Here is a 23,073-nt window from a genome sequence, read left to right on the forward strand (position 1 = left end):
TGGCCCCCTCCCACGCCCCCCTCCTGGCTCACGGTCCTCTCACCTCGCCACCACCTCGCCGTCACCCCTGTCACAGCGCAAACCCGAGTTTTCGCCAACTCTCCATCGGCTGACCGAATCGCACCCACGATGCGACCCCTTGTTCGAGTGGTGTGTCTGACCTCACGCTCGTCCCTTCAGAGGCGGGCATGGCGCCCGCGACCTGCGGTGGGTGTCGGGGGTCGCCCTGCCACGGGGGTGCACGGCGACAGGGCGACCAACCTGGCATTCCGCAACTACCGGCCAGTACCCCTGGTATGGCGCAATCCGCTCGGCGCGGAACTTTGTCCTGCCACCATCAACACCCATCGAAATCCCAGGCGTCCGGAATGCGGCGGGGGGCTGGCCATGGGGCTACTCGGCAATGAGCTGGCGTTCGCGCACACCCTGACTCCCCAGGAGCACGAGGGCGTCATGGCCCTCGGCAACCGGAAGCGCTACCCGGCCGACGCCCATCTCCTCACGGAGGGCGACCGAACCAGTCACGTCGTGATCATTCTTCAGGGGTGGGTGACCGTATCCGTGGCGACGGACCGTGGGGCCACCCGGCTGATACTCGGCCTACGCGGCCCGGGCGAACTGCTCGGCGAGATGGCCGCGTTGGATACGCATCCCCGCAGCGCCACCGTGCGCGCACTCGGTCCCATAGAGGCCCAGGTCATATCCGGGGATGCGTTTCGTCGTTTTCTCGCCCTGCATCCCCGGGTCAGCGGTCTGGTGATACGTCAGCTGACCTTCCGGCTCCGCAGCGCCGACCAGGAACGGTCCGCGCTCGCCTCGCTCACCGTGCTGCAACGCCTGGCCAGCCGGCTCACCGAACTGTCGGGAGCCGAGCCCTCCGGCCCATACACCCCGTCCGCAGCGGTCCCTTCGAGAGGCCACGCCACCTCCGGCCCCGCCACCACCGGCCCGGCCACCACCGGTCCCGCCACCTCCGGCCGGGTCGTCCAGCTGGCCCAGGACGAACTGGCCGCCACGATAGGGGCCACCCGCGAAGCCGTCGCCAAGGCCCTACGGCTGCTGCGCACCCAGAACATCGTGCGCACCGGCAACCGGATGGTGGAGGTCCTCGACCCCACGCTGCTCGCCCTTCTCGCGGACGGTCATCAGGAGTAAGCCCACGCCCCGCCGTGTGTAAACGGCTACAGACGCCTCACGTCCCGGGCCTGACTCTGAGGGGACGGACCACCTCCGCGGACCACGTCCTCGGCAGGACGAACCACCTCTTCGGCAAGCGGAAAGAACATGCAGGGGGCATGGGTGAACCACGACGCTCTGGAACTCACCGAAGCGCACTACGAGTTGGTGATCAGCGTCGACGCCAGACGTTCCGGCGCGTACGGCGACGTCGACAAGCCGCGCATGCGCGCCCGGATCTACCGGGTGCTGGAGACGGGCTTCACCCACGCCAAGGTGGCTCGGGACGCCGTCCACATGGAGGACCGGGGCGACGGCGTGCTGCTGTCGGTGCCGGGGCGGATCGCGGTGAGCCGGCTGCTCGGGCTGTGGCTGGTAGAGGTGCACGAGAAGCTGCGGGACGAGAACCGTGACCTGGCCGTCCCCCTCGGGCTGCGCATCGGCATGCACGTCGGCCCGGTCCGGCACGACGAGCGGGGCATCAGCGGACGCGCCGTCGACCTCGCCTGCCGACTGGCCGACTCCCCCGTCGCCCGGCAACTCCTCGACGCCGAGAAGGCCGACCTCGTGCTGGTGACCTCCCAGTCGCTGTACGAGGACGTGGTCAGCGGCGGCGGCAAGTTCATCGAGCCCGCGCACTACTCCTCGGCCCGGCTGGACCTCAAGGAGGGCGCGGTCACCGCCTGGTTCCACCTGCCCGGGCGGCCCGCTCCGGCCCTGGCCGCCGAGACTCCGGCCGCCCCCACCCCGGCTCCCGCTCCCGCCCCCGCCGGTGGCGCCCCCGGCACAGACGTAGTCCTGCCCGCGCTCGGCGAGTCCGTCACCGAGGGCACCGTCACCCGCTGGCTGAAGTCGGTCGGTGACCGTGTCGAGGCCGACGAGCCGCTGCTGGAGGTGTCGACGGACAAGGTCGACACCGAGATCCTCGCCCCCGCCTCCGGCACGCTGCTGGAGATCGTGGTCGGCGAGGACGAGACGGTCGAGATCGGCGCCAAGCTCGCCGTCATCGGCGCCAGGGGTACCGCTCCGGCCGCGCCCGCCGCCCCGCGTGCCCCCCGCCGTCCGCCCGGTGACGTCGGCATTCATCAAAACGTCAGGCGCGACGCGTTCCATAACGAAAACAACGTCTACCACGGGCCCGTGCAGATGGGCGGGTCCGCCAACCGCGTCACCGAGCAGGGGAAGGACTGAGCCGGGTGAGCGACGACGAGCAGGCGGGCGGCGTAGCCGTCGACACCCCTGAGCAGTCCGGCGGGGGACGGTCGTCCGACGACGACAAGAAGGCCGGAGGCGACAGGAAAGACGACAGGAAGCAGGACCGGGACGAGCGGTCCCGCGACAACGACGGCAAGTCCGACGGCGAGAAGGCCGCCGAGGACGAGGATGCGGAAAAGGAGAAGGAGAAAGAGCGGGAGAAGGAACGGGAGCGCGCCGCGGGGCGGTTCAAGGAGCGCACCCGCGACCCCCTCGCCGACGATCAGGGCGAGGACGGGCCCACCGATCTGGCCGCCGCCGCGCGGACGCGCCGGGCCACCCGGCAGCTGTTCGACGTCCGCCGGGACCTGATCAGCTTCGCCCACTCGCGGCTCCAGAGCGCCCACATCGGCGACAACTTCAACCTGACGCTGGGCTCGCGCGCGCTCGGCTCCGGCATGCGCAGCGGTCCCGTTCCCGAGGAGGAGCTGCGCAGGCTCCGCCGGGTCCATGTGGTGCCGCAGGGGTACGTACGGCTGCGCGGCGCGCTGCGCGCCCGGCGGCTGCTGGTGCTGGGTGCCGCGCCGGGTACGGGACGTACGAGTACGGCGCTGTCGCTCCTCGACGAGGTCACCCAGCGCACGGCGGACGACTCCGGCGCCGAGCCCGCCCCCGCCCCGGGCCCCCGGATCCTGCGGGTCGACCCGGAGGGCGGGCCACGGCAGTTGGCCGGGACGCTGGACAACGAGGGCGAGGAGGCCCGGCGCGGTACCGGCTATCTGTTGGAGCTGTCCCTCACCCGGAGCGACACCCTGCCGCCGGACGAGATGGACCTCGACGAGCTCGCCGCGGCCCTGGACCGCCGCGAGGCCTTCGCGGTGATCGTCGTCACCGTCGGGTCTGCGGCGAACGCGCTGCTGGCCGGGCGGTACGGCATGCTCTGCCCGCCCGCGCCCACCGAGGAGCTGCTCGCCACCCGGCTGCGCGAGCGGCTGGAGGAGCGGGTCGCGGAGGGCCGGGAGGGCGACGCGCCCCTGGAGGACCTTCTTGCGCGCGCGGAGGAGCTCGCGGAATCCGAGGAGCTCGATGACGCGCTCGGGCTGAATGATCTGCGCCCCGGCGAGGCCGAGTTGCTGGCGTCGCTGCTGGCCGGGCATGTGCTGGGGAACGTCTCGTACGAGGCGTTGCTGTCCGGCTACCGCAGCATCGCCGCCGAGCAGGCCCAGGAGTGGTTCGCCGGCGTGGACCGGGCGCTCACCGCGCCCCGGGTCGACGCGGAGGGCAAGGCCCGCCGGTCGGACACGGCGACGCTGTTCCACCCGGTGGCGTTCCGTATCGCGCTGGCCGTACTGGGCGGGGCGTCGTACAGCGCCGTGGCCACCGCCGCACACCTGCTGACCTGGGAACTGTCCGTTCAGTGCGACCCGGACAACACACCGGCCCGCCCCCTGTTCTGCGACGACCCGGAGGTCGACAAGGCGCTCTCGCGCGCCGATTTCCAGGACGGCAAGGTCGAGGTGGCCGGGCACGACGTGCCGGCGCGGCTGATCTGGTACCGGGGTTCCGCCCTGCCGTCCGCGGTGCTGACCGAGCTGTGGGACCGGCACTTCCCGGTCCGGGCGCCGGTGGTGCGCTGGCTGCGGCTGCTGGCGGACGATCCGCGCTCCCAGGTGTGGATGCGCGCCGCGGTCGCCGCCGGTGAGCTGTGCGTACGGGACTTCGACCACGGCTACACCGAGCTGGTCCGGCCGCTCGCCGAGGCGCACACGCCCCGTCGGCGGATCTTCGCGGCCACCACCATGGACCAGGCCGCCGGTCACGATTCCCATCGCAAGACGGTGCACAAGATCATCGGCGACTGGAGCAGGAACGGCACCAAGTCGCTGCGCTGGACCGCCGCGATGGCGCTGGGCTACGGCAACGCCGCCGCCACGACGGACGACACGCTGGACGCCCTGGCCCGGATCGGGATCAGGGACGAGGGCGATCAGCTCGCTGTCAGTTCGTTCAACGTCGTACGGCTGCTGACCCTGCCCGATGCCGCGTCGGTGCTGGAGCGGGTGGCGGAGTGGACCCACCACAAGAAGGAGCCGTACCAGGACCTGGGTCTGGTGACCACCGTCCGGCTGGCGCTGACCACGGTGGAAGAGGTGCTGACGGACGACCCCGAGTCCTCCCCGCTGGGCGACCGCGGTGACTGGCCGCTGCCGCTGGCCCTCGCCGCCACCCGGCCCGAACTCGTGGCTCCCATGGCCGACTTGCTGTGGACCACGCTGAACACGGCGCGGTCGAAGGACGTCGCGATGGACGCGTTGGAGGCACTGCTGCGGTCGGCGGCACGCAAGGACGGCAGCGAGTGGACCCGGCCGGGGCTGGCGGCGCTGCTGCCCGCGCTGGCCACCGAGGAGAACGACCGGCGGCGGCTGGACTGGCTGTTGCGCCGCATGATGAACGACCCCGAGAAGCCGCTCCCCGAACCGAAGGCGCGCGACCTGTGGTGGCTCGCCGTCTCACGGCCGGAGCGGACGGGCCAGGAGGAGAGGCATGGCTGACAACGACGACGCGAGGGCGAAGGCGAGGCAGCGGGTCCAGGCGAAACGGGCCGCGGCCGACTCGACCCCCATGGGCCCGTTCCTGAAGGAGTACGCGCCGACGGGCGGGTTGCCGCCGATCAGTGCCGAGAAGACCTCGGTGGTGTTCTACCGCAACGGCGGCTACACCGTGGTCACCGCCTTCGGCGTCCGGCACGTCGACAAGCGGACGCTGGCCCGGCCGTACACCGTCTGCGAGATCGCGGTCGGCACCTTCGTGACGCCCCTGCGGATGGAGCTGCCGGCCGCCGGCAGCACCGCCTTCTTCAAGGCCGAGGTGGACATCGAGTGGGAGGTGACCGACCCGCATCTGGTCGCCGTACAGGCCGTGAAGGACGTCGCCAAGCGGCTCACCTCCCCGATCCTGGAACGGCTGCACGAGGTCACGCGGTCCTATCGGGTGACCGACGCCGAACAGGCCAACCGGGTCATCACACGCGAGTGCGTCGGGGGCCGCTGGAGTGATCTGGGGGCCGAACTCGGCCTGCGGGTACGGCTGTACGTCCGTCTGGGGGTGGACGACGACGCCATCGAGCACGCGAAGAAGAAGCGGGACGTGGTGGCCGAGGCCGAGGTGACCCGGCAGCGTCAGGACGCGTTCCGGCGCATGCTGCAGGGCGGGGAGCTGGAGCAGCTCAGCTTCATGCTGGCGGCCGATCCCGAGGGAGCCAAGGACTTCCTGGAGAAGATCCGCCAGGAGGGCAGGCAGGACGATCGGGAGCGGATCGACCGGCTCTACACCATGGCGCTCAGTGGAGAGCTCGCCTCCACCGACGTGGAGACACAGGTCCTGAACCTCATCAACCCGGACCGGCGCCGCCCCATCCAGGGCCCCCTCGGATCGCTGCCGCCGCGCCGGGAGCCCCGGCAGCTCGAGCCGTCCGCGGACGGGGCGTTCACCCCGGACTGGGTGTCGGACGAACCGCCCCGACGGCGCCCCCACCGGCCCGAGCCCTCCCGGGACGAGCCGCACCGCACGGGGTCCGGCCGACGGGAGCCGTACGCCGGCCAGGACGCCGACGCGGACGAGCCGCCCTCCGGCGCGCGACGCCGGCCCCACCGGGAGCCCTACTCGGCGGACGACGGATACGAACCCCGCGCCCGGCGCCGGCCCCACCGGCCGGACCCCTACTCCCCGGCGGCGGACGCCGACTACGACGACCCGCGCTTCCGCGACCGCCAACGCACCCACCAGCCCGAGCCGCACTACCGGGACGACGACCCCGACTACGACAACCCGCGCGCCCTGGACCGTGACCGGGCCTACCAGCCCGGGCCCTACTCCCAGGACGACGACGCCGACTACGACGACCGTCGTGCCGGAGTGCGCCGGCTGCCCCGTCGGCCGGAGTTCGACTCCGCGGGACCCGTCCCGGACCACGACCCCGAGGATGAGTCGCGCTCCGGCGACCGGCCCCGGACGTACCGGCCGGAGCCCTACTACCCGGACGACGAGCGGGAGCGGGAGCGGCCGCGGCGGCGCAGACGAGGTGAGGACGACGGATGGTCCTGGGTGGAAGAGGACCGATGACCGCCGACGGGGCGGCACGAACCTCCCCCGACCCGGTCGGGCTGGTGCCGGACGGGGGTCGGCACTGCCACGACCGGGCGGGGGAGCGCATCGCGGAGCGGTTGCTGATCACGGTCCGGGAGGACCTCGGCCGGGCCGACTCCAAGGCGGCCGTGCTCCTGTCGGGGACGCTCGCGCTGCCCGCGTTCCTGGTCGGGTGGCACGGCACGCCCGGTTGGGACGGGTTCGCCGACGTGACGCTGCTCCTGTCCGGGGTGCTCTGGGCCGTCGCGGTGGCCGCGCTGGTCGCGGCGCTGATGCCGCGCACCGGCACGGTCCGCGCCCGGGACGAGGTGACCTACTTCGGCGATCTGGTGGCCGCGCGCGACATCGCGCGGCTGTCCGCCCGGGTCACCGAGGCGGCGCGCGATCCCGCCGGGTGGCTGCTCGTCCAGGCCGTGGACGTCAGCTCGATTCTGTCCGCCAAGTACCGCGCCATCCGCTGGGGCGTGGCCTCGCTCGCCCCGTCGGCGGGCCTGGCCGTGGTCTGGGGTCTGACCGCGGGCTGATCCCCGACCGGCGCACGCAACACCGATGTACCACCGCACACACGCCAACGCACCACCGCACACGACATCGGCGCGCACCAGGCACGAAGCAGACGCGTCCGTACACGTCGCAGGGCGAATCAAGAACCTGACGAATCAAGAACCTCAAGCACGAACCTCAAAGACCAAGGGGACGGCCGTGGGAAGAGTCACGGGAAGACGGCAGACAGGAAGGGCCCGGGTGCGCCGCACCGCGATCTCGGTGCTGGGCGGCGCCGCGGTGTTCGCGTCCCTGTTGGCACCGGCCGGTCAGGATCCGGTGCCTGCGGCGGACTCGGAACCGGTGTTCCCGGCGGTCGACTACGCGGTGGCCGTGGACGAGTCGGCCAGCCTCGCGCCCGAGGACATGAAGGCCGAGAAGGCCGCCGCCAAGCGGATCGCGCTGGGCGACGTCTCCTCGTCCTCGCAGGTCACGGTGTTCGGCTTCGCCGCCGCCGAGAAGGCCGGCCAGCAGGTCGTGGACCCGGTGTGCCCGCGCACCACGCTGAACGCGGCGGGCCGCGAGGAGGTCGGAGGCTGCGTGGACAAGCTGCGCAGCCGCAAGAAGAGCGAGGGCACCGGCACCGACCTCCCGACCGCCATCCGGCAGGGCGTGGACGACCTGACCGACGGCTCCGACGCCTCGGTGCCCCGGGTGCTGTTCCTGCTGACCGACGGGAAGATGGACGTTGAGGACAGCTTCAAGTACGGCGACCCCTCGCACCGCGCGGCCGAGGGTGAACGGCAGTTGAAGCTGGCGCTGGAGGAAGCCGCCGCGCAGAACGTCCAGATCTGGCCGCTGGGCTTCGGCGACGACCCGGACAAGAAGCAGCTCGACCAGATCGCGGCCGGCGGCTACCAGAAGGGCTGCGTCGAACTGCCCTCAGCGACTCCCAAGGCCCACAAGGTCGACGCGAAGGCCGTCGGCACCACCCTGGAGAAGATCTTCGCCGCCGCCCACTGCCTGCGTCACGAGGAGGGCCCCAGCAAGCGGCCGCCGGCCACCCTGGAGATCGGCATCTCGCCGCTGGCCACCGTCGGCAGCATCGTCGTCGACAAGGGCGACCCCGAGGTGAAGATCACCTACATCGACCCGGCGGGCGACGAGGTCCCGACCACCTCCGGGAAGTACAAGAACTCCCGGTTCGAGCTGGCGGGCGGCTCCGGCACCGTCGAGGCGCTGAAGATCGTCGACCCGCTGCCCGGCATCTGGAAGGTGAAGGCCGCGGCCCCCGAGGGCCACCGCTCGCTGCCCGTCGCCGTCAGCGTGCTGTGGCAGGGCGAGCTGCGCGGCGCCATCACCATGGACCCGCCCTCGCCGCAGGTCGGCGAGAAGGTCACGGTGACCATGCGGCTGCAGACGCGCGAGGGCTACGAGATCAAGGACCCGCGCGACTACGAGGGGCTGCGGGTGCGCAGCGAGCTGACCGGGGACGGCTTCTCCCCGCGCACGCTCGAACTCGCGGACAACGGCAAGGGGTCCGACCCGGAGGCGAGCGACGGCTCCTTCACCGGCACCGTGACCATCCCCGACGACGCCGACGGGGCGCTGACGGTGAGCGCCACACTGACCGCCTCGGGGCTGAGCGCCGACACGCGCAGCGAGACCGGCGAGATCGCGCCCGGCGAACTGCCCGTCAAGGCACCGGTCGAACTGCCCGACGGCGACACCCACCCCGGCGGCACGGTCACCGGCACCCTGGACGTCAGCAACACCACCGACGCCCCGCACACCCTGCGGCTGTCCGTCGCCGACGTGAAGGACGGGCTGCTCTCCGTCGAGCCGAAGGAGATCACCCTCAAGCCCGGTGAGCAGGGCACCCGGCAGGTCATGGTCAAGGTCTCCCCCGCGGGCGCCTTCGGTGACCGCCTCGGCGACGGGCTGGACCTCTCCGGCACCTTCACCGTCGTCGACACCACCGACGACGACCGGACGCTCGAACGCGCCCCGGTCTCGGTGCGGGTCACGCCGGAGCCCGGGATCTGGGAGAAGTACTGGTGGGCGTTCGTGTCCGGCGCCGTCGCGATCGCGCTCGCCGCGGTGGCGGTCGTCGCCTGGCTGGGGCTGCGCAAGCGTCGGCGGGACCCGTTCGGGCTGATCCTGCAGCTGGTCTCCGAGGACGGCACCGTCCTCAACGAGCACAAGGCGGGGCACGGCAACAACAAGCAGTGGTACGAGTTCGCCGTCGTCGAGGCCCATCGCAGCCCGCGTATCGACAAGCGCTCGCACGGCCCGTACGCCGTCCGGCGCAGCCGCGAGGGCGGAGCGGTGGTGCGCAGGGGCGGCAGCCGGATGGCGTTGCCCGTCCGCGGCCAGGTCCAGCTGACCGAGGCGCTGAGCCTCGCCCTCGGCGGGACCCCCGGCGCGGGGACCCGCCCGCCGCAGGGCGCCTTCGCCGGTCGCGGCGGCCAGAAGCCGCCGAGCCAGAGCGGCCCCTACGACGAGTTCGCGTGAGGCGCGGGCGGGCCGGACACGTCACCACCCGGCCCGCCCCCGCACACCGCACGAGCACCACCGCACGAGCACCACATCGCATCGCCGCACGGCCGTCCCGCCGCGCGGCGCCACAGACGTACCGAGCACGAACCGGCGGCCGCGTCGGCCGTGAAGCGGGGAGGAAACCATGAAGATCTTCCAGCCGATGCTCTTCGTCGGCCTGGGCGGCACCGGAGGTCTGGTCGGCGCCGAGCTGGAGCGCAGACTGCGCGCCGACCTGTGCGGTCCGGACGGCATGGCGCTCAGCCGGCAGAGCGGCCACGCCCCCTTCCAGCTGCCCGACTGCCTGCAGTTCGTGTACGCCGACTACAGCGAGAGCGATCTGCAGCGGCTGCCGCAGTTCAACGTGGACCCGTCCCTGCGGGCCGCGTACGCCCGCACCTCCCGGGCCACCCACGACCTGCTGCCGAACTTCGACGCCTCCCCGGAAGTGACCAAGATGCTCCGGGCGGTGCTGCGCGACGAGGTCGCCGACTGGCTGCCGCCGCGCGTCGACGAGCCGAAGGTCACCCCGCTGCACGCCGGCGCGGGCCAGCTGCCGACCGTCGGCCGGGCCGCCCTGTTCGCCACCCTCCGGCACAGCCTCGCCCCGGTCCTCGAGCCGCTGCTCCAGGCGATCGACGCGATCGCCAAGTCGGCGGGCGAGCTCAGCGAACTCGGCGGCGGCAAGGTCAACGGCTGTGACGTCTTCGTCGCGTTCTCGGTGGCCGGCGGCACCGGCGCCGGGATCTTCCTGGACTACCTGCACCTCATCAACCACGCCTTCCAGCTGCGCCGCTTCGACGGCGTGAAGATCTACCCGCTGGTCGTCATGCCGTCCTCGTTCTCCGCCGCCACCGGTGGCGGACGCGAGGCGGAACTCAACGCGGCCCGTTCGCTGGTCGACCTGTTCCGGCTGGTGGACACCCAGAACGCGCCGTCGGAGGGCCACGAGATCGGCGATCTCGACCAGGAGCTCGGGCTCGGCATCCGCTACCCGGGCGCGACGCCGATCCGGCTGCGCACCGGCATCCTGCCCACGGCGTTCCTGTTCAGCCCGACCGCCGGCATCCGCGCGGACGACCTGCGCCGCTCCATCGTCTCCCTGGTGATGTCGCTGATCGGCACCGAGCTGGGCGACGGCCGCGCCCGGGGCCGGAAGATGGCGGCCGACGACGACTTCCAGACCTTCGCCGCGAGCTTCATCAACCGGGGCGTGCAACGCAGCGCGGTGTCCCCCACCGGCATCGGCCGGCAGGGCGTCTCCACCAGCCTGGTCGCCTCCATGACCGCGCCGATGGACCAGCTGGCCGACCTGGTCGCCGGGCGGCTGCTGCGGCTGGCGGTCACGGACCTCGTGGAGCTGCCGCGTGCGGTGCTGCGGGAGCAGGCGGTGCCGATGATCCGGCAGCTGTTCGCCGACTCCCACCTCGAAGAGCTGTGGGAACGCAGGCAGTTGGCGGTGCCCGAGCCCGATCCGCTGCCGCGCGGCGGCCGCAACATCGAGCAGGCGCTGGGCGAGCGCATCGCGGACATGCAGCGGCTGCTGTCCGACCTGCGGGCCGAGGCGGACCGCGCGGCCACCGTGATGGCCGACCGGTTCGCGCCGCGCCCCGCCATCGACAAGCTGCTCCAGACCGTCGACCCCTTCCTCGCCGAACGCGTCGTCAGGGGTGTCCCGGACAGTGAGGAACAGATCGCCCGGCTCGGCTTCCTCGGCATGCTGGAAAGCCGGGCCCGCAATCCGCAGCGTCCGCCCGGGGTGACCGAGCAGCCGCCCAAGATCCCCCGGATCAAGGGCCAGTTGGGCGGCCTGGCACCGGCCCGCTGGGGCGACGACGACGTGCAGGCGGCCATCGAGGAACAGGACGCCTGGTACCAGTGGCGCTGCCGGATGGTGTGGCACGAGGCCTGGCGCGACCAGCAACAGCACTGGCAGCCGCAGGCCGACGCGGCCGGCACCGACCTCGGGCGCCTGGTGAACGCCTTCCGTCGGCACAGCGACCAAGAGCGCAAGTCCGCCCAGCAGAAGGCCCACGAACTGTACGAGGACCGCACCGGCATCTCGTATCTGCTGCCGCCGCAGCGCAGCCTCAACCACTTCTACGAGGACGTCGTGGGCCGGCTGATCCACCGGGAGGGGCTGCGGGAGAACGACGACGAGGCCGCGCTGCTGCTCAAGCTGGTCGACGGCGACACCTGGCGCCAGGTCCACGGGCTCAGCCGGCGTGACCCGGAGGGCGCGGTGGCCCGGGTCAAGGGGCAGCTGGAGGCCCGGATCACCCGGCTGTTCGCCGAGAGCGGGGCACATCTGGAGCAGCGGCCGCTGCTGCCGTCCATGGGCACCCTGCTGGCCGCGGCGGCGGGGGACACAGACGCCAAGGACCAGGTCAGCAAGGAGGCGCTCGACCTGTTCACCCGGAAGCTGACCGGGCTGCTGCCGGTCGGGTTCACCCCGGAGGGCACCGGGCTGCTGCGGGTCCTGGTGACCTATCCGCGGGTGCAGGCCGTGGAGGAGGTGCAGGAGTTCCTCGGCAAGACGCTGCGGCTGCCCTCGGACGCGAAGAACTCCGTGGAGTACCGGGGGGTGGAGAGCGACTCGGTCACCGTGGTCCTCTTCCGCAGCGAGATGAGCCTCACCCAGGTGCCCGAGGCCCGCAAGGTGCTGCGCCAGTGGGCCCGCGCGAAGGACTCCGAGCAGGCCCAGGACGTACTGCGGTGGCGGCAGCGGCTCGGCTACCGGGACAGCTGGATGGTGAGCAGCGAGGAGGACCGGCGCGTCATCCTGCACCGCCTGCTGTGCTGCATGTGGAACGGCCAGGTGGACGTGGTGGACGGCGACCCCGCGTCGCCGGACCGGGTCCGGCTGCGGCTGTCCCCCGAGAAGGGCACGGACATCCCCGGCGTGCGGCTGCGGCTGGGGGACTACCCCGGGGGCGTCTCCAGCTGGGCCGAGCTGCTGCGGTCGTACGAACGCTGGACGGTGCTCGACGACGAGCGGATCGTCGAGGACTACTGCCGTGAGCTGATGCGGGCTCAGCCGCTGGGCCTGGCCCGGACCGGCAGCGAACCGCATCCGCTCTTCGTCGACCTGGTCGAGAAGGTCGCCCCGCGCCAGCTGGAGCTGCTGACGGAGCGCCGGGAGCGGGGCGGCGAGCGGGTCGAGGGCTGGGTGCGCCCGCTGTGGGAGTTCTGGGCGGAGACCCTCCCCGCCGCGCTGGACACCCAGTTCGGCGACCAGCGCGCGGTCCAGCCGACGCTGCGCGACCTGCTGGAACACGTCCGCGGCGGCAGCCCGGCCCGCCCCCGCACCCGCGAGAACCTGGGCGAACCCCGGCGCCCCGTGGCGGACGACGACGACTGGGGGACCGCGCCGGTCACCCCGCCCGGCAGGGGCCGTTACGACGACCACGACAAGCCGTACGGCGGCGAACGCGGCGACCGCGGCGAAGAGGGCCGGGACAGCCGCGACGGCTGGGGCAGCCGCCACGACAGCGACACCGGCGCCCGGACCGACAGCCGTGACGCCTACGACGACTACGACAGGCCCGCCCCGGACGGCGACCGCCGCCGTGACGGCTACGACGAGTTCGCCGGCGACAGCCGTAGGGGCGGGGACCCCCGAAGGGACGAGGACAGCCGTCGGGACCCGGGCAGCCGTCGGGACGCGGAAGGCCGCGACGAGGAGTACGGCGGCGGAAGCCGGTTCTCCGGCCGGGACGGCGGCGACCCGCCGCGGCCGTCGTGGGACGTCGACGAGCCCGGCGACACCGGCCGTCGCGCCTCCTGGGACGGTGACGCGCAGTGAGCCTGTCCCAGGACTTCCGTACCGTCGTTCATCTGGACCTGAGGGCCGGGGCGGCGGCGTTGAACAGCCCGTCGGCCCTGCGGACCAGGGTCGCCCAGGAGTTGGGCCGGGCCGGGCTGCCGGAGCCGGACGAACCGCTGTTCCTGGTGGTCGACACCCCGGCGGGGCTCACGGACCACCAACTGCAGTACGAGCTCCTCACCGGCTACCGGGCGGTGAGCGAGGTCAGGCTGCTGGTGCTGCTGATCGGCAGCGCGCCCGGCGCGTTCGCCGGTGTGGAGGGCGGCTTCCAGCCCGACCGCCGGCTGCTGCGGCCCTCGGTGCTGCGGGCCTCGGGCACCGCGCTGCTGTGGGCCGGCGATCTGCGCTCCGCCCGCACCGCGCTGGAGCAGCCCGCGCCCGACGACCCGGACGCGCTGGCGGTCCTGGTGGACGTGCTGTCGGTCCCGGACGTCTACCTCGAGGTGCTGGACCGCATCCAGTCGCTGCCCGAGGCCGTCGCCGCGCCCGGCGTACGGCTGCTGGAGCAGGACCTGCCGCCGGAGGTACGCGACCGGGCCTGGCGCGACGCGCTCACCCGGTTCGCCGGGGCGGACACCGACCTCGCCCCGGACGTGCTGCTGGCCGCCTCGTCCGGACCCGATCTGCCGGAGCCGCTGCGCGGCCTGGTCGCGGGCCGCAGCGGCCGGGACCAGGGGCACCGGGAACCCGGCGGCGTGGCCGACGACGCCTACCGTGCCTGTGCGGACGCCCTCGACTACGCCGACGAAGCGCTGGCCGGGCTGCGGACCCTGCCCGGCCTGCTGCGGGCCTCCCGCCGGGAGGCGTTCGAGACGGACGTCGACCAGGCGCGCCAAGCCCTCGACAACTACCGGGACCTCGTCACCACGGCCTTGCGCAGCGGCGGCGGCAGTGCTCCGTCGGCCGCCGAGTCGGCGACCCGGCTCGCGGCCCTCGGGCTGCGGGTGCCCTCGGCCGAGGGCATGGGCGAGCGGATCGGCGAGGGGCTGAAGGAGTTCGCCCACAAACTGCTGGGCCAGCAGCTCGCCCTGCGGTCGGTGGCCCAGCGCTTCACCGGTCTGGCCGGGCGGGTGGAGCCGGTGCCCGGCTCGGCGCTGCTGCCGAAGCTCGCCCCCCACTCCGCCGAGGCCGTGGCCCGGCAGACCGGCGCGGCGGGCACGGCCGGTGCCGAGGTCCCCGGCGTCCCGGTGGCCGGCCCCCTGGCGGCGGCCGGGGCGGGGCTGCTCGGTGCGCTGTGGTCGGGCCCCTTCCTCGCGCTGGCGGTCGTCGTGCCGCTGCTGTTCGTCGGGATGGCGATGCTCGGGTCGGCCCGGCTGAAGGGTGCGGGACGCCCGGGCCGCTGGGGCGTGGCCCCCACGGTCGCGGCGGTCGTCGGCACGGTGGTCGGGGCGGCGGCGGGGTACGCGACCGATTCGCCGGTCTGGGTGGGCACCATCGGACTGCTGGTCGCTCTCGGCGTCGCGGAGGAGACGGTCCGCCGGCTCTGGCGCGCGGCGGCCGCCGCCTGGGCTCCGGGCCACGCGACTGCCGTACTGCGCAGGGCACTTGACGGCCTGGACGCGCTGCTGGGCGAGGCGGTCCGGGAGCACTGGGCCGTCGAGGAGCGGCTGTACTGCGCCGACGCCGCCCGTTCCGTCGCCGGCATGCTGCGGGCGACGGCGGCCGCGGCGGAGGCGGAGGCGGTGCCCGAGCAGGAGCGCCTCGTGACCGCCGGGGCGTCCACGGGCTTCGGCGCGTCCGGCGCCGGGACGTCCGTCGAGGACGACTGGCTCGTCGACGACACGGACCTGGAGCCGGACGACGCCCTCGGCGACTCCGACGACGGCGACTGGGCGAGCGTGTACGCCTGGGAGGACGAGCCGGCCGAGGAGGAGAAGGCGAAGGAGCCGGGCCAGGTGAACGGCGGCGCCCCAAGTGGGCGGCGCGGCAAGGGAGTCGTGCCGCGCTGGCTGGAGCGGGAGAGCGGTGAGGGCGGGCCCGAGCTGGTCGCCACCCTGTCCGCCGACCTGACGGACGCGGCCCTGGAGGCGATGAAGCAGTACTGGGGTTTCGTCGAACGCGGCCAGGCCGGTGCCCGCGCCGTCCTGCGCACCGAGGAACGGGTCCGCGAGCTGCTGTCGGCGGCCCGCCATCACCTCCAGCACAACGGAGTACTGGCCCCGCCCCCGTTCGCCGCCCCGCGCCGCGTCCGCGCCACCTCGGCGAACCTGCTCGGCACGGACCCGCAGGGACCGGCCGAACTGGTCGGCGCGGAGGCCGACCGGCAGGCCGTGGTGCAGCTGTCCACACCCGAGCAGGGCACCCTGCTCAGCCGCGACCCGGCGGCCGCGGTGTGGCTCAGGTTCGCCCCGAGGGCCGTACGCGACGAGGTCGAGAAGGCCTGGCGGACGAGCGGTTCGGTCCACCCGGAGGACGTCCTGTGGACGTCGTCGGGCCGGTACGCCGGCCTGGTGCGCCTCGCCCCGCTGCGCATGGGCGTGGTGCACACCGTCCGGCCCCGGCACGGCTCCGCGCCGGACGGGACGGACAGGGACATGGACGGGGACATGCACGGGGACAGGGGCAGGGCCAGGGACGACGGGATGGAGACGTACGGCACGACGGACGCGTACGACCGGACAGAGCCGTACGAGCGAACGGAACCGTACGACCGGACCGAACCGTACGACCGGAGTGAGCCGGCGAACCCCTACGAGCGGACGGCCTCGTACGAAGCGCCGGCCTCGTACGACCGGACGGACTCGGACGACTGGCTGGGCTCGGGCGACTGGACGCAGAGCGACGACCGAGGGGACGGCGACCGCCGGTGACGAGCACCACGCATTCCCCCCTGCCGGGGCCGGGCGGACCGGCTCCGGACAAACTCGCGTTCACCGTGCCGTCGGGGCGGCGGCGGGTTACCCCCGTCCGGGTCGGCCGCGAGTTCCGCCGCGACCGACTGCTGCCCCAGCTGATCCGCAAGGCCGTGCTCGACGACGAGGGCCAGCAGTGCGTGCAGGTGCGCCTGAGCGCCAAGGACGCGGCGAACCCGGCGGCGCGCGCCCTGCTGGACACCGAGGCGGGCACCGCACTGCGGCTGAACCAGGTGCTGGGCGACACGGAGTACGCGACGCTCTTCCCGAGGATCGTCGGCTACGAGCTGGACACCGCCGAGCCGTTCCTGCTGTACGACCCGCCGCGCGGTACGGCCGTCGCACGGATCCATGTGATGTCCGCGACCGACCAGGAGGTCTTCACCCGGGACCTGATGCTGGCCCTGTGCCTGCTGGAGGGCCAGGGCCTGGTGCCGCGCGGAGTCTCGCCCGCCACCGTGTTCTGGGACGGCGCCAAGGTCCAGCTCTGGGGGCTGGAGTCGGTGACCCGGGCCGGACGGCCGCGGCGCCCGTGGGGCCGCTCGCCGTTCTGCTCGCCCGAACAGCGCCGGGGCGAGGGACTCGCCGACTCGCGGGACGCGGTGTGGAGCGCGGCCCAGGTCCTCTACCAGCTGGTGACCGGACGGACCGGCCCCGCCGACCGGCCGCCCGCCGACCTCGGCGAACACCGCAAGCTCGACCAGACCTTGCGGGACGCCTTCGCCCCGAGGGCGGCGGAGCGGCCGACGCCCGCCCAGGTGCTCGACCTGGTGGCGCCGGGTGCCGCGCGCCGCGTCCGGCTCGCCGTGCCCCCCGACGAGACGCGCCCGCACCACGAGGCCTTCGAGGAGGCGCTGCGGCACAAACGGCAGGCACCTTCCGGGCGGAGCAGCACCGAGATGCGGAGCGACAGCGAGGTGCTCTGCCCGTACTGCCTGGAGACCATCCGGCTCGATCTCACGAAACTGTTCGTCACCGACAGCCGGATGCAGTACCAGCCGCTGGACGTGAAGGGCATCAACAACCCCGTGCGGCGCACGGACGTCATGCGCGGTGCCGTGCAGAAGTGCACGGCGGACCCGGAGTTCCCCGCGCACTACATCCCGGTGCCCTACCTGACGTACGGCCGCCCGCTGACCGTCGCGATGGTCGGGCAGTCCTCCACCGGCAAGAGCCATCTGCTGGCCCAGATGATCGCGGCGATCACCGACGGCGGTCTGGAGCCGTTCGGCCTGAAGTGGCAGTCCGTCAATCCGGAGCAGCACGCACGGTTCGTACGGGACCGGGTGCAGCCCCTGCGCAACGGCAAGGTCCTGGACCACACGGCGGCACTGGGCATGGACGACTTCGCCCGCTTCGTGGAGTCCCTGCTGATCACCGACGTGCGGGGGCAGGTGCGTCCGGTCGCCTTCTTCGACCTGGGCGGCGAGGACCTGGTACGGACCGACGCGGCGCTCAGGTTCCTGCTCGGGGTCGACGCCCTGATCTTCGTCGTCGACCCGGCGCTGGCCCTGGCGCTGCCGCAGCTGGACCATGCCAGGGACCGCTTGGGCGTGGAGGTGAACCGGGACGGCGACCTCGCTTTCGGCACGGTCCTGGACCGGCTGCCGAAGAGCGGCGGGTATGTGGACGTGCCGGCCGCGATGGTGCTCGGCAAGGCCGACCTCCTCAGGTTCCAGCCGCCCGTGGACAGTTGGCTGAGCCGGTCACCGGCCACCTCACTGGACCCGGCGCTGATGCGCGAGGAGAGCCGGGACCTGTACGGGCTGCTGCGCCGGCACGCGGGCCAGGCGTGGCTGCGCCCCTTCGACGCGATCCGCCGGTGCACCCTGCACATCGCGTCCGCCACCGGCGGCCAGGAGGACCACGGCCGCTACCCGGCGGGGGCGGGGCCCCGGCGGGTGCTGGAACCGCTGCTGGCGCTGCTGGCCATGCACGGCCTGATCGAAGTGCCGGGCGGCGCCGAGGCGTTGGCGGTGGGCGAGGCACCGGCGCTCGAAGCGGTGCCGTGGGAGCAAGCCGCGGGCGCCGAGGGAGCCGGGGAGCCCGAGCGGTTCGAGAGGTCTTCCGAGAGGTCTTTCGAGAGGTCTGACGGGCCCGAGGAGCCCGAGGGATCCGAGGGAAGGGAACTTCAGTGAACGACTTCCAGGACCGGGGCGCGGTGCACCAGGTCGTCTTCCGCTGGGACGGCAACCACGGCCGCCAGGGCACCGGCATGAACGCCGTCGCCTACTCCTGCGAGGCCGAGCGCGCCGAGGAACTGGGCCGGGAGCTGGGCCCGTTGCTGTGGGTCTCCGGCGCGGCGGCCGCCCGCCCGAGCGTCGTACGCACGCTGTCCCGGGACGGCGATGTCCTGCTGGTCCAGCGCTGGCCCACGACCGACCGGGGCGGGCGGCCCAGCACGGTCAGTCATGTGCTGATCGGGGATCGCGGGACCCTGACGGTCGATCGGTGCCTCGGGCTCGCGTACCGCGGCGGCTGGCGCAAACAGGAGAAGGCGGAGCAGGCATCCGGGCCGCTCTCCGAGTTCGACCGCGCGGACCTCGAGGAGCTGGCGTGGAGCCGGCTGCCGGACATGCTGGAGCGGCTGCCGGAGGTCGAGCACGCGCTGATCCTGGCCACGGCGGAGTTGCTGCGCGATCCGACGCAGCGGGTGTCGCTGCTGCTGGAGGAGAGGACACCGCGCGACTGGCCGACGCCGGACGCGGTTCCGGTGGTTTATCTCGGGCTGTTCCTGATCTTCGGGACCTGGCTGAGGCAGACATGGACGTTCGCCACGTACGACACGGTGGACAGCCATCCCCTGCAGCTGATGTCCGTCCCGCGCTGGGAGCCGGACGCGGGCGGCTCCGGCCCGCTGGCCCGGATCATGGGACGCAAGGAGGCCAACCCCCGGTTCGAGCAGAAGGCGGCGCTGCAACTGGTGAGGCACCTCCTGTCCCATCGAGAGGCACCCGCCGGCCTACCGCAGCTGGTCAAGGAACTCCCCGACGGTGCGTCCCTGGACTGGGAACGGCGCCGCGCCCGGCTCAAGGAGATCCTCAGCGCGGACCGCACACCCCCGGCCGGCACGAGGATGCCCACACCCGCACTGCGAGCGGAGGAGCCGGGCCCGGCTCCGGCCCGGGACCGGGATCTGCAACGGGACCGGGACCTGCAACGGACCCAGGATCGGGGACGGGACGGGGACCAGGCATGGGACGGCGACCAGCACTGGCACGGGAACCAGCACTGGGACCGGGGCGGCGAGCCGACCCGAGCCGTGATCGCCTCGGAGCCGTACCGGGCCTCGTCCCCGGAACCATTCGCGGAGCCGTATCCGGAGCCGTATCCGGAGCCATACGTGAACCCCGCCCCCACGCTCCGCCCGCCGAACCCGAACACACCGGCGCAACCCCTCCAGCCGCCCGCCCACAGCCCGAACGGCCATGAGGCATACACCCTGCGCCGGAACCTCTGCGCCTACCGGCGCGGCGACGTCATGGGGCAGAGCGTCCTGCTGGCGGAGCTGCGCAGGCAGCCCGACGAACTGCTCCTGGACGAACTGTGCTCGGGTGAACTTCCGCCGGAATCCGTCGAGTTGGTACTGGACGTGCTGGGAGAACCCCACCGCGTCCAGGCGCGTCCACTGGACCTGCAGCAGGAGCTGTGCGCGGAGGTGCTCCGCAACGACCTGTACTTCACGCCGCACGGGCCGGGTGCGGAAGGCAGGTCGGGAGCGGACCGGGCCTCCCGAGCGGCGTACCTCTTCAGCTGGGCCGTCGCCCCACATGTCCGGGAGGAACGCCATCTGCCCGAACTGCGGTCTCTGCTGTACCGCTTGAGCCGGGACACCCACCCCACCACGGGCAACTGGCTCCGGCAGAGCATCATCGAACCGCCGAACGGCCAGGTCCCCGATCTGCCGCCGGACCTGTGGAGCCGACTTCTGGGAAACGCGCTGCTCCGGGCCGAAAGACCCCCGTCCACGACGCCATCGCCCCAGGCTCCCCCGTCACCCCGCACCGCCCCGGCGCCCATGGCACCCTCGCAGCCGCCGGACGTCACGCCGGACCCGATCGGCATCACAACCCGACTCTCCGACATGATCAACAAACCGAGCTGCTTCCTCGGGATCCTCCTCGTTCTGGGCGTCGTGCTGGTGGGGCTGGTGCTGATGCTCTTCCTCTGACGCGACAGCGTCCCGCAGGACACACGAAGGCCCGACCGGACTCACTCGGCTCCGACGAGTTCGATCTGTACGGCTAGGTTGGTCCGGCCTTTGGTTGTTGGTCGAAGCGCACGAGTGGCGCCCCAGGGAGTTGGGGGCGCCTCGGGGCCTGCGCCCACCTCGTGGCCGCCAAAGCCTCACTGGCGGAGCCGCCCTGAACTGGCGCGGAACGGGACCCTGCACCAAATATCGGTCACCGGACCAAATGCCCAGTAGCGACGTCCGGCCGGCATCGCCGCGCAGTCGACCGACTGTCCGCAGTGTGGACGTTTTCGCCGTAGTGGAACCTGCACACCTCCGCCATCATCTATGTCATTTCCTTTTCATGCCCATTTTGATGGTGCAGCAGATCTTCGCTCAGATATCGCTCAATTCTCGTGATCTTCGATCATGGCCATGATGCACTTCGCCTCGAACGCCAGCCCTCCTTCGCATAGCTGGCGGAAGTGAGGGGGATTCATGCAGAGAAGATCCAGCGTGCTCGTCGGCGTCACCGGGCTGCTTATGTTGGCGACATCCGTGCCGGCCTTCGCCGCTGATGAGCCCACGGCTGGGACCAGCCGTGTGGCGCCGCCCATGGTCGCAGACGATGCGCCTGTCGAGCCGGGAAGCGTGACCGACAACCCGAGTGAAGGCGCGGTGACCGGATCGGACAGCAGCGGAGCGCTTGAGGAAGACGCCCCGATTCCGGGCGAGACCGACGAGGCCACCGAGATCACCGACCCCGAATTTCCGGGCAAGCCCGGCGACGAGCTGTTCCCCGACGGGCCGATCTGCGACAGGCAACAGTTCGTGCGCGTCACCAACAACACCAAGAACACGATGTCCGTCAAGTACAAGACCTTCGTGAAGAACGACCTGTCTTATGCGGTCGACTTCAAGTTCGCGTCCAAGAAGTCGGGCACGACGACCATGGGTGCGTCGATCAACATCAGTGGCTCGGTCAAGGTGTTGTGGCTCGGCAAGTTGGAGGTCGACGTCAACGGCAGCGTCAGTAAGAGTTGGACATCTGAGCTCGGCATCGAGACCGGCAGGCAAGGTGAAGGCCCGCTCAACGGTCAAGGGTGACTACGGCATCATGAAGGAGAACGTGTATGGCTACGTCGCGACGCAGTACAGCAACTGCAAGATCAGCGACAAGCAATACATGAGCGTATGGGCTCCGTATCGCGAAGGTTGGCGCATCTACAGCTGGCCCGCACGCTGCGATTTGAGCGCCTCGTCGTGACCGTTGGCACCAGGGCGCGTCCCACTTACCTCAAGGAGTCATCGCATGCGCCGACATGTTGCCGCGCCGGTCCTGCTGGCCTCTCTGATCTCGGCGTGCGCCGCTAACAATGGCGACGTCAGCTCGCAGGCCCCGGCCTCTTCGCCGTCGAGCACTACAGCGGCGAACCCCAGCAAGACCCCCCGAGACCCCCTGGCCCTTCCAGAGAAGCCTGATTTCCTGGTCCCGGTGACCAATGGCACGGACAGCCGCACGTTGCCGGTCTTCACGCCGACGGAAAAGGTCTACACCATCCACGCCCTCTGTACGGGTAAGGGCGCCATGACAATTCAGTACGGGCCCAAGGATTCAGACCCTTCCAAGATCACATGCGGTGACCCGGTCACCATCGGACGCGTCTACACCGCGCCCAGCGAGCAGAAACACCTGTCCGTAAAGGTCAACGGCACCGATGTGCACTGGTCCATGGCCATCCTGTCTGGCACTCACGCCATGTGATGACCGAAGGCGGTACTGCTCCGAATGACGGCAACGCTGACGGCAACGACGGCACACGGGAACCGACGATCACGAGCGTCAGCGACCAGCCCGGAAGAAGGCGGAGCCCTCGCCTGACAAGCTGCGCGATCCTACGGATCAGAAGGTTGCAGGTTCGGATCCTCCTGAGTGCACAGGTGTCGAGAGCCCCGGTGATCACCGGGGCTCTCGCGTTGCGTTGGCGCCTGCTAGTTCAGACGGCCCAAGCGCCGACCGCGGCTTTCGGCGATCCGGAGGGCGTCATGGAGGGCCTCGGTCAGGCGCTCGGCGAGGAAGCGGAGTTCGCCGGGCGGGGCGTCCGGGAGCATGTCGTGGGCGTGGGCGAGGAGTTCGCCGCCCATGCCGAGTTGAATGGACTCGGTGGCGTCGGCCAGACGGGACACCGGTCCGCCGTGGTCATCGCTGATGAGGTAACACGCCCTGCCTCCGGAACCGGACCAGGGCAGCAGGCGCGGCGATTCCGCTGCCATCAGGCGACCTCCAGCCCATGGATCCAGTACGGGCCGGGCATGTCCTGCCCGAGTACGGCGAGGGCGAGCTCGCGGCGCCGTTGACGTTGCTCGTGGGCGGTGAGGTACGGGCGCACGGAGCGGGTTGCGGTGGCGTCGAGCGGAGTGTCCAGGCCGTAGGGGCTGCGGTGGGCCGGGAGGGGCGCGACGCGAGGCCGCGGTGGGGTGACGAGTGCGGGGTAGGGCGGTCGTGCGGGGCGACGATGTGCGCCGCGTGGCCTGAGTAGCAGCGCCACCCAGGCGGCCAGGCGGTGGATAAAGTCGGTCATGTCATCAGCTCCGAGTTGGCTGGTGGCCGTGCCCCGGGGCGGCTGCAACCGTCGCCGGGGCTTCTTGGAGGAGAACCCTACTATGGTCTACTGCGGTATGAGCGG

General features: G+C 72.0%; 14 protein-coding genes and 1 pseudogene. 13 read left to right on the forward strand and 2 right to left on the reverse strand.

Annotated elements, in window-relative coordinates; all coding sequences use genetic code 11:
* The first annotated feature begins 387 nt into the window (after positions 1-387).
* The 13 genes and pseudogenes from AB5J49_RS22940 to AB5J49_RS23000 all read left to right on the forward strand — a co-directional run bounded on the left by AB5J49_RS22940 (position 388) and on the right by AB5J49_RS23000 (position 22,151).
* A complete protein-coding gene (locus AB5J49_RS22940) occupies positions 388-1,155 on the forward strand; it encodes a Crp/Fnr family transcriptional regulator (protein WP_369170489.1) in 768 nt (255 codons plus the stop codon).
* Positions 1,156-1,884: 729 nt separating this feature from the next.
* A pseudogene (locus AB5J49_RS22945) lies at positions 1,885-2,232 on the forward strand (biotin/lipoyl-containing protein); the annotation flags it as partial.
* A gap of 140 nt (positions 2,233-2,372) precedes the next feature.
* The gene (locus tag AB5J49_RS22950) at positions 2,373-4,922 is read left to right on the forward strand and encodes a hypothetical protein (protein ID WP_369170490.1); all 2,550 of its coding nucleotides are present in this window, start codon (positions 2,373-2,375) and stop codon (positions 4,920-4,922) included.
* On the forward strand, positions 4,915-6,492 hold the full coding sequence (locus AB5J49_RS22955; protein ID WP_369170491.1) for a hypothetical protein: 1,578 nt from the start codon (positions 4,915-4,917) through the stop codon (positions 6,490-6,492). Before AB5J49_RS22950 ends, AB5J49_RS22955 begins: the two co-directional genes overlap by 8 nt.
* Positions 6,489-7,040 carry a Pycsar system effector family protein gene (locus AB5J49_RS22960; protein WP_369170492.1) on the forward strand — a complete coding sequence of 184 codons (552 nt, stop codon included), beginning with the start codon at positions 6,489-6,491 and terminating at the stop codon, positions 7,038-7,040. Before AB5J49_RS22955 ends, AB5J49_RS22960 begins: the two co-directional genes overlap by 4 nt.
* A gap of 220 nt (positions 7,041-7,260) precedes the next feature.
* Entirely contained in the window at positions 7,261-9,513 is a 2,253-nt protein-coding gene (locus tag AB5J49_RS22965; RefSeq protein WP_369170493.1) for a VWA domain-containing protein, read from the forward strand.
* 169 nt (positions 9,514-9,682) lie between these two features.
* Positions 9,683-13,342 (forward strand): tubulin-like doman-containing protein, encoded by a 3,660-nt coding sequence (locus AB5J49_RS22970; RefSeq protein WP_369170494.1) that lies wholly within the window; start codon positions 9,683-9,685, stop codon positions 13,340-13,342.
* Positions 13,339-16,173 carry a hypothetical protein gene (locus tag AB5J49_RS22975; protein WP_369170495.1) on the forward strand — a complete coding sequence of 945 codons (2,835 nt, stop codon included), beginning with the start codon at positions 13,339-13,341 and terminating at the stop codon, positions 16,171-16,173. Before AB5J49_RS22970 ends, AB5J49_RS22975 begins: the two co-directional genes overlap by 4 nt.
* Positions 16,170-18,353: a hypothetical protein gene (locus tag AB5J49_RS22980; RefSeq protein WP_369170496.1), complete on the forward strand. Its 2,184-nt coding sequence runs from the start codon at positions 16,170-16,172 to the stop codon at positions 18,351-18,353. The genes AB5J49_RS22975 and AB5J49_RS22980 overlap by 4 nt, the downstream gene beginning before the upstream one ends.
* Positions 18,350-20,386: a hypothetical protein gene (locus AB5J49_RS22985; RefSeq protein ID WP_369170497.1), complete on the forward strand. Its 2,037-nt coding sequence runs from the start codon at positions 18,350-18,352 to the stop codon at positions 20,384-20,386. The genes AB5J49_RS22980 and AB5J49_RS22985 overlap by 4 nt, the downstream gene beginning before the upstream one ends.
* A 516-nt stretch (positions 20,387-20,902) precedes the next feature.
* A complete protein-coding gene (locus tag AB5J49_RS22990; protein WP_369170498.1) occupies positions 20,903-21,493 on the forward strand; it encodes a hypothetical protein in 591 nt (196 codons plus the stop codon).
* A 10-nt stretch (positions 21,494-21,503) separates the two neighbouring features.
* Positions 21,504-21,653, forward strand: coding sequence for a hypothetical protein (locus AB5J49_RS22995; RefSeq protein WP_369170499.1), 150 nt, complete (start codon positions 21,504-21,506; stop codon positions 21,651-21,653).
* Between the two features lie 45 nt (positions 21,654-21,698).
* Complete coding sequence (locus AB5J49_RS23000) at positions 21,699-22,151, forward strand: hypothetical protein (RefSeq protein WP_369170500.1); 453 nt, start codon at positions 21,699-21,701, stop codon at positions 22,149-22,151.
* 227 nt (positions 22,152-22,378) lie between these two features.
* Here AB5J49_RS23000 and AB5J49_RS23005 read toward each other — a convergent pair whose 3' ends face one another.
* Positions 22,379-22,660 carry a hypothetical protein gene (locus AB5J49_RS23005; protein WP_369170501.1) on the reverse strand — a complete coding sequence of 94 codons (282 nt, stop codon included), beginning with the start codon at positions 22,658-22,660 and terminating at the stop codon, positions 22,379-22,381.
* Positions 22,660-22,968: a hypothetical protein gene (locus AB5J49_RS23010; protein WP_369170502.1), complete on the reverse strand. Its 309-nt coding sequence runs from the start codon at positions 22,966-22,968 to the stop codon at positions 22,660-22,662. Before AB5J49_RS23010 ends, AB5J49_RS23005 begins: the two co-directional genes overlap by 1 nt.
* Positions 22,969-23,073: the final 105 nt, after the last annotated feature.

Source organism: Streptomyces sp. R28 (assembly GCF_041052385.1).
In the GTDB taxonomy this organism is placed as follows: domain Bacteria; phylum Actinomycetota; class Actinomycetes; order Streptomycetales; family Streptomycetaceae; genus Streptomyces.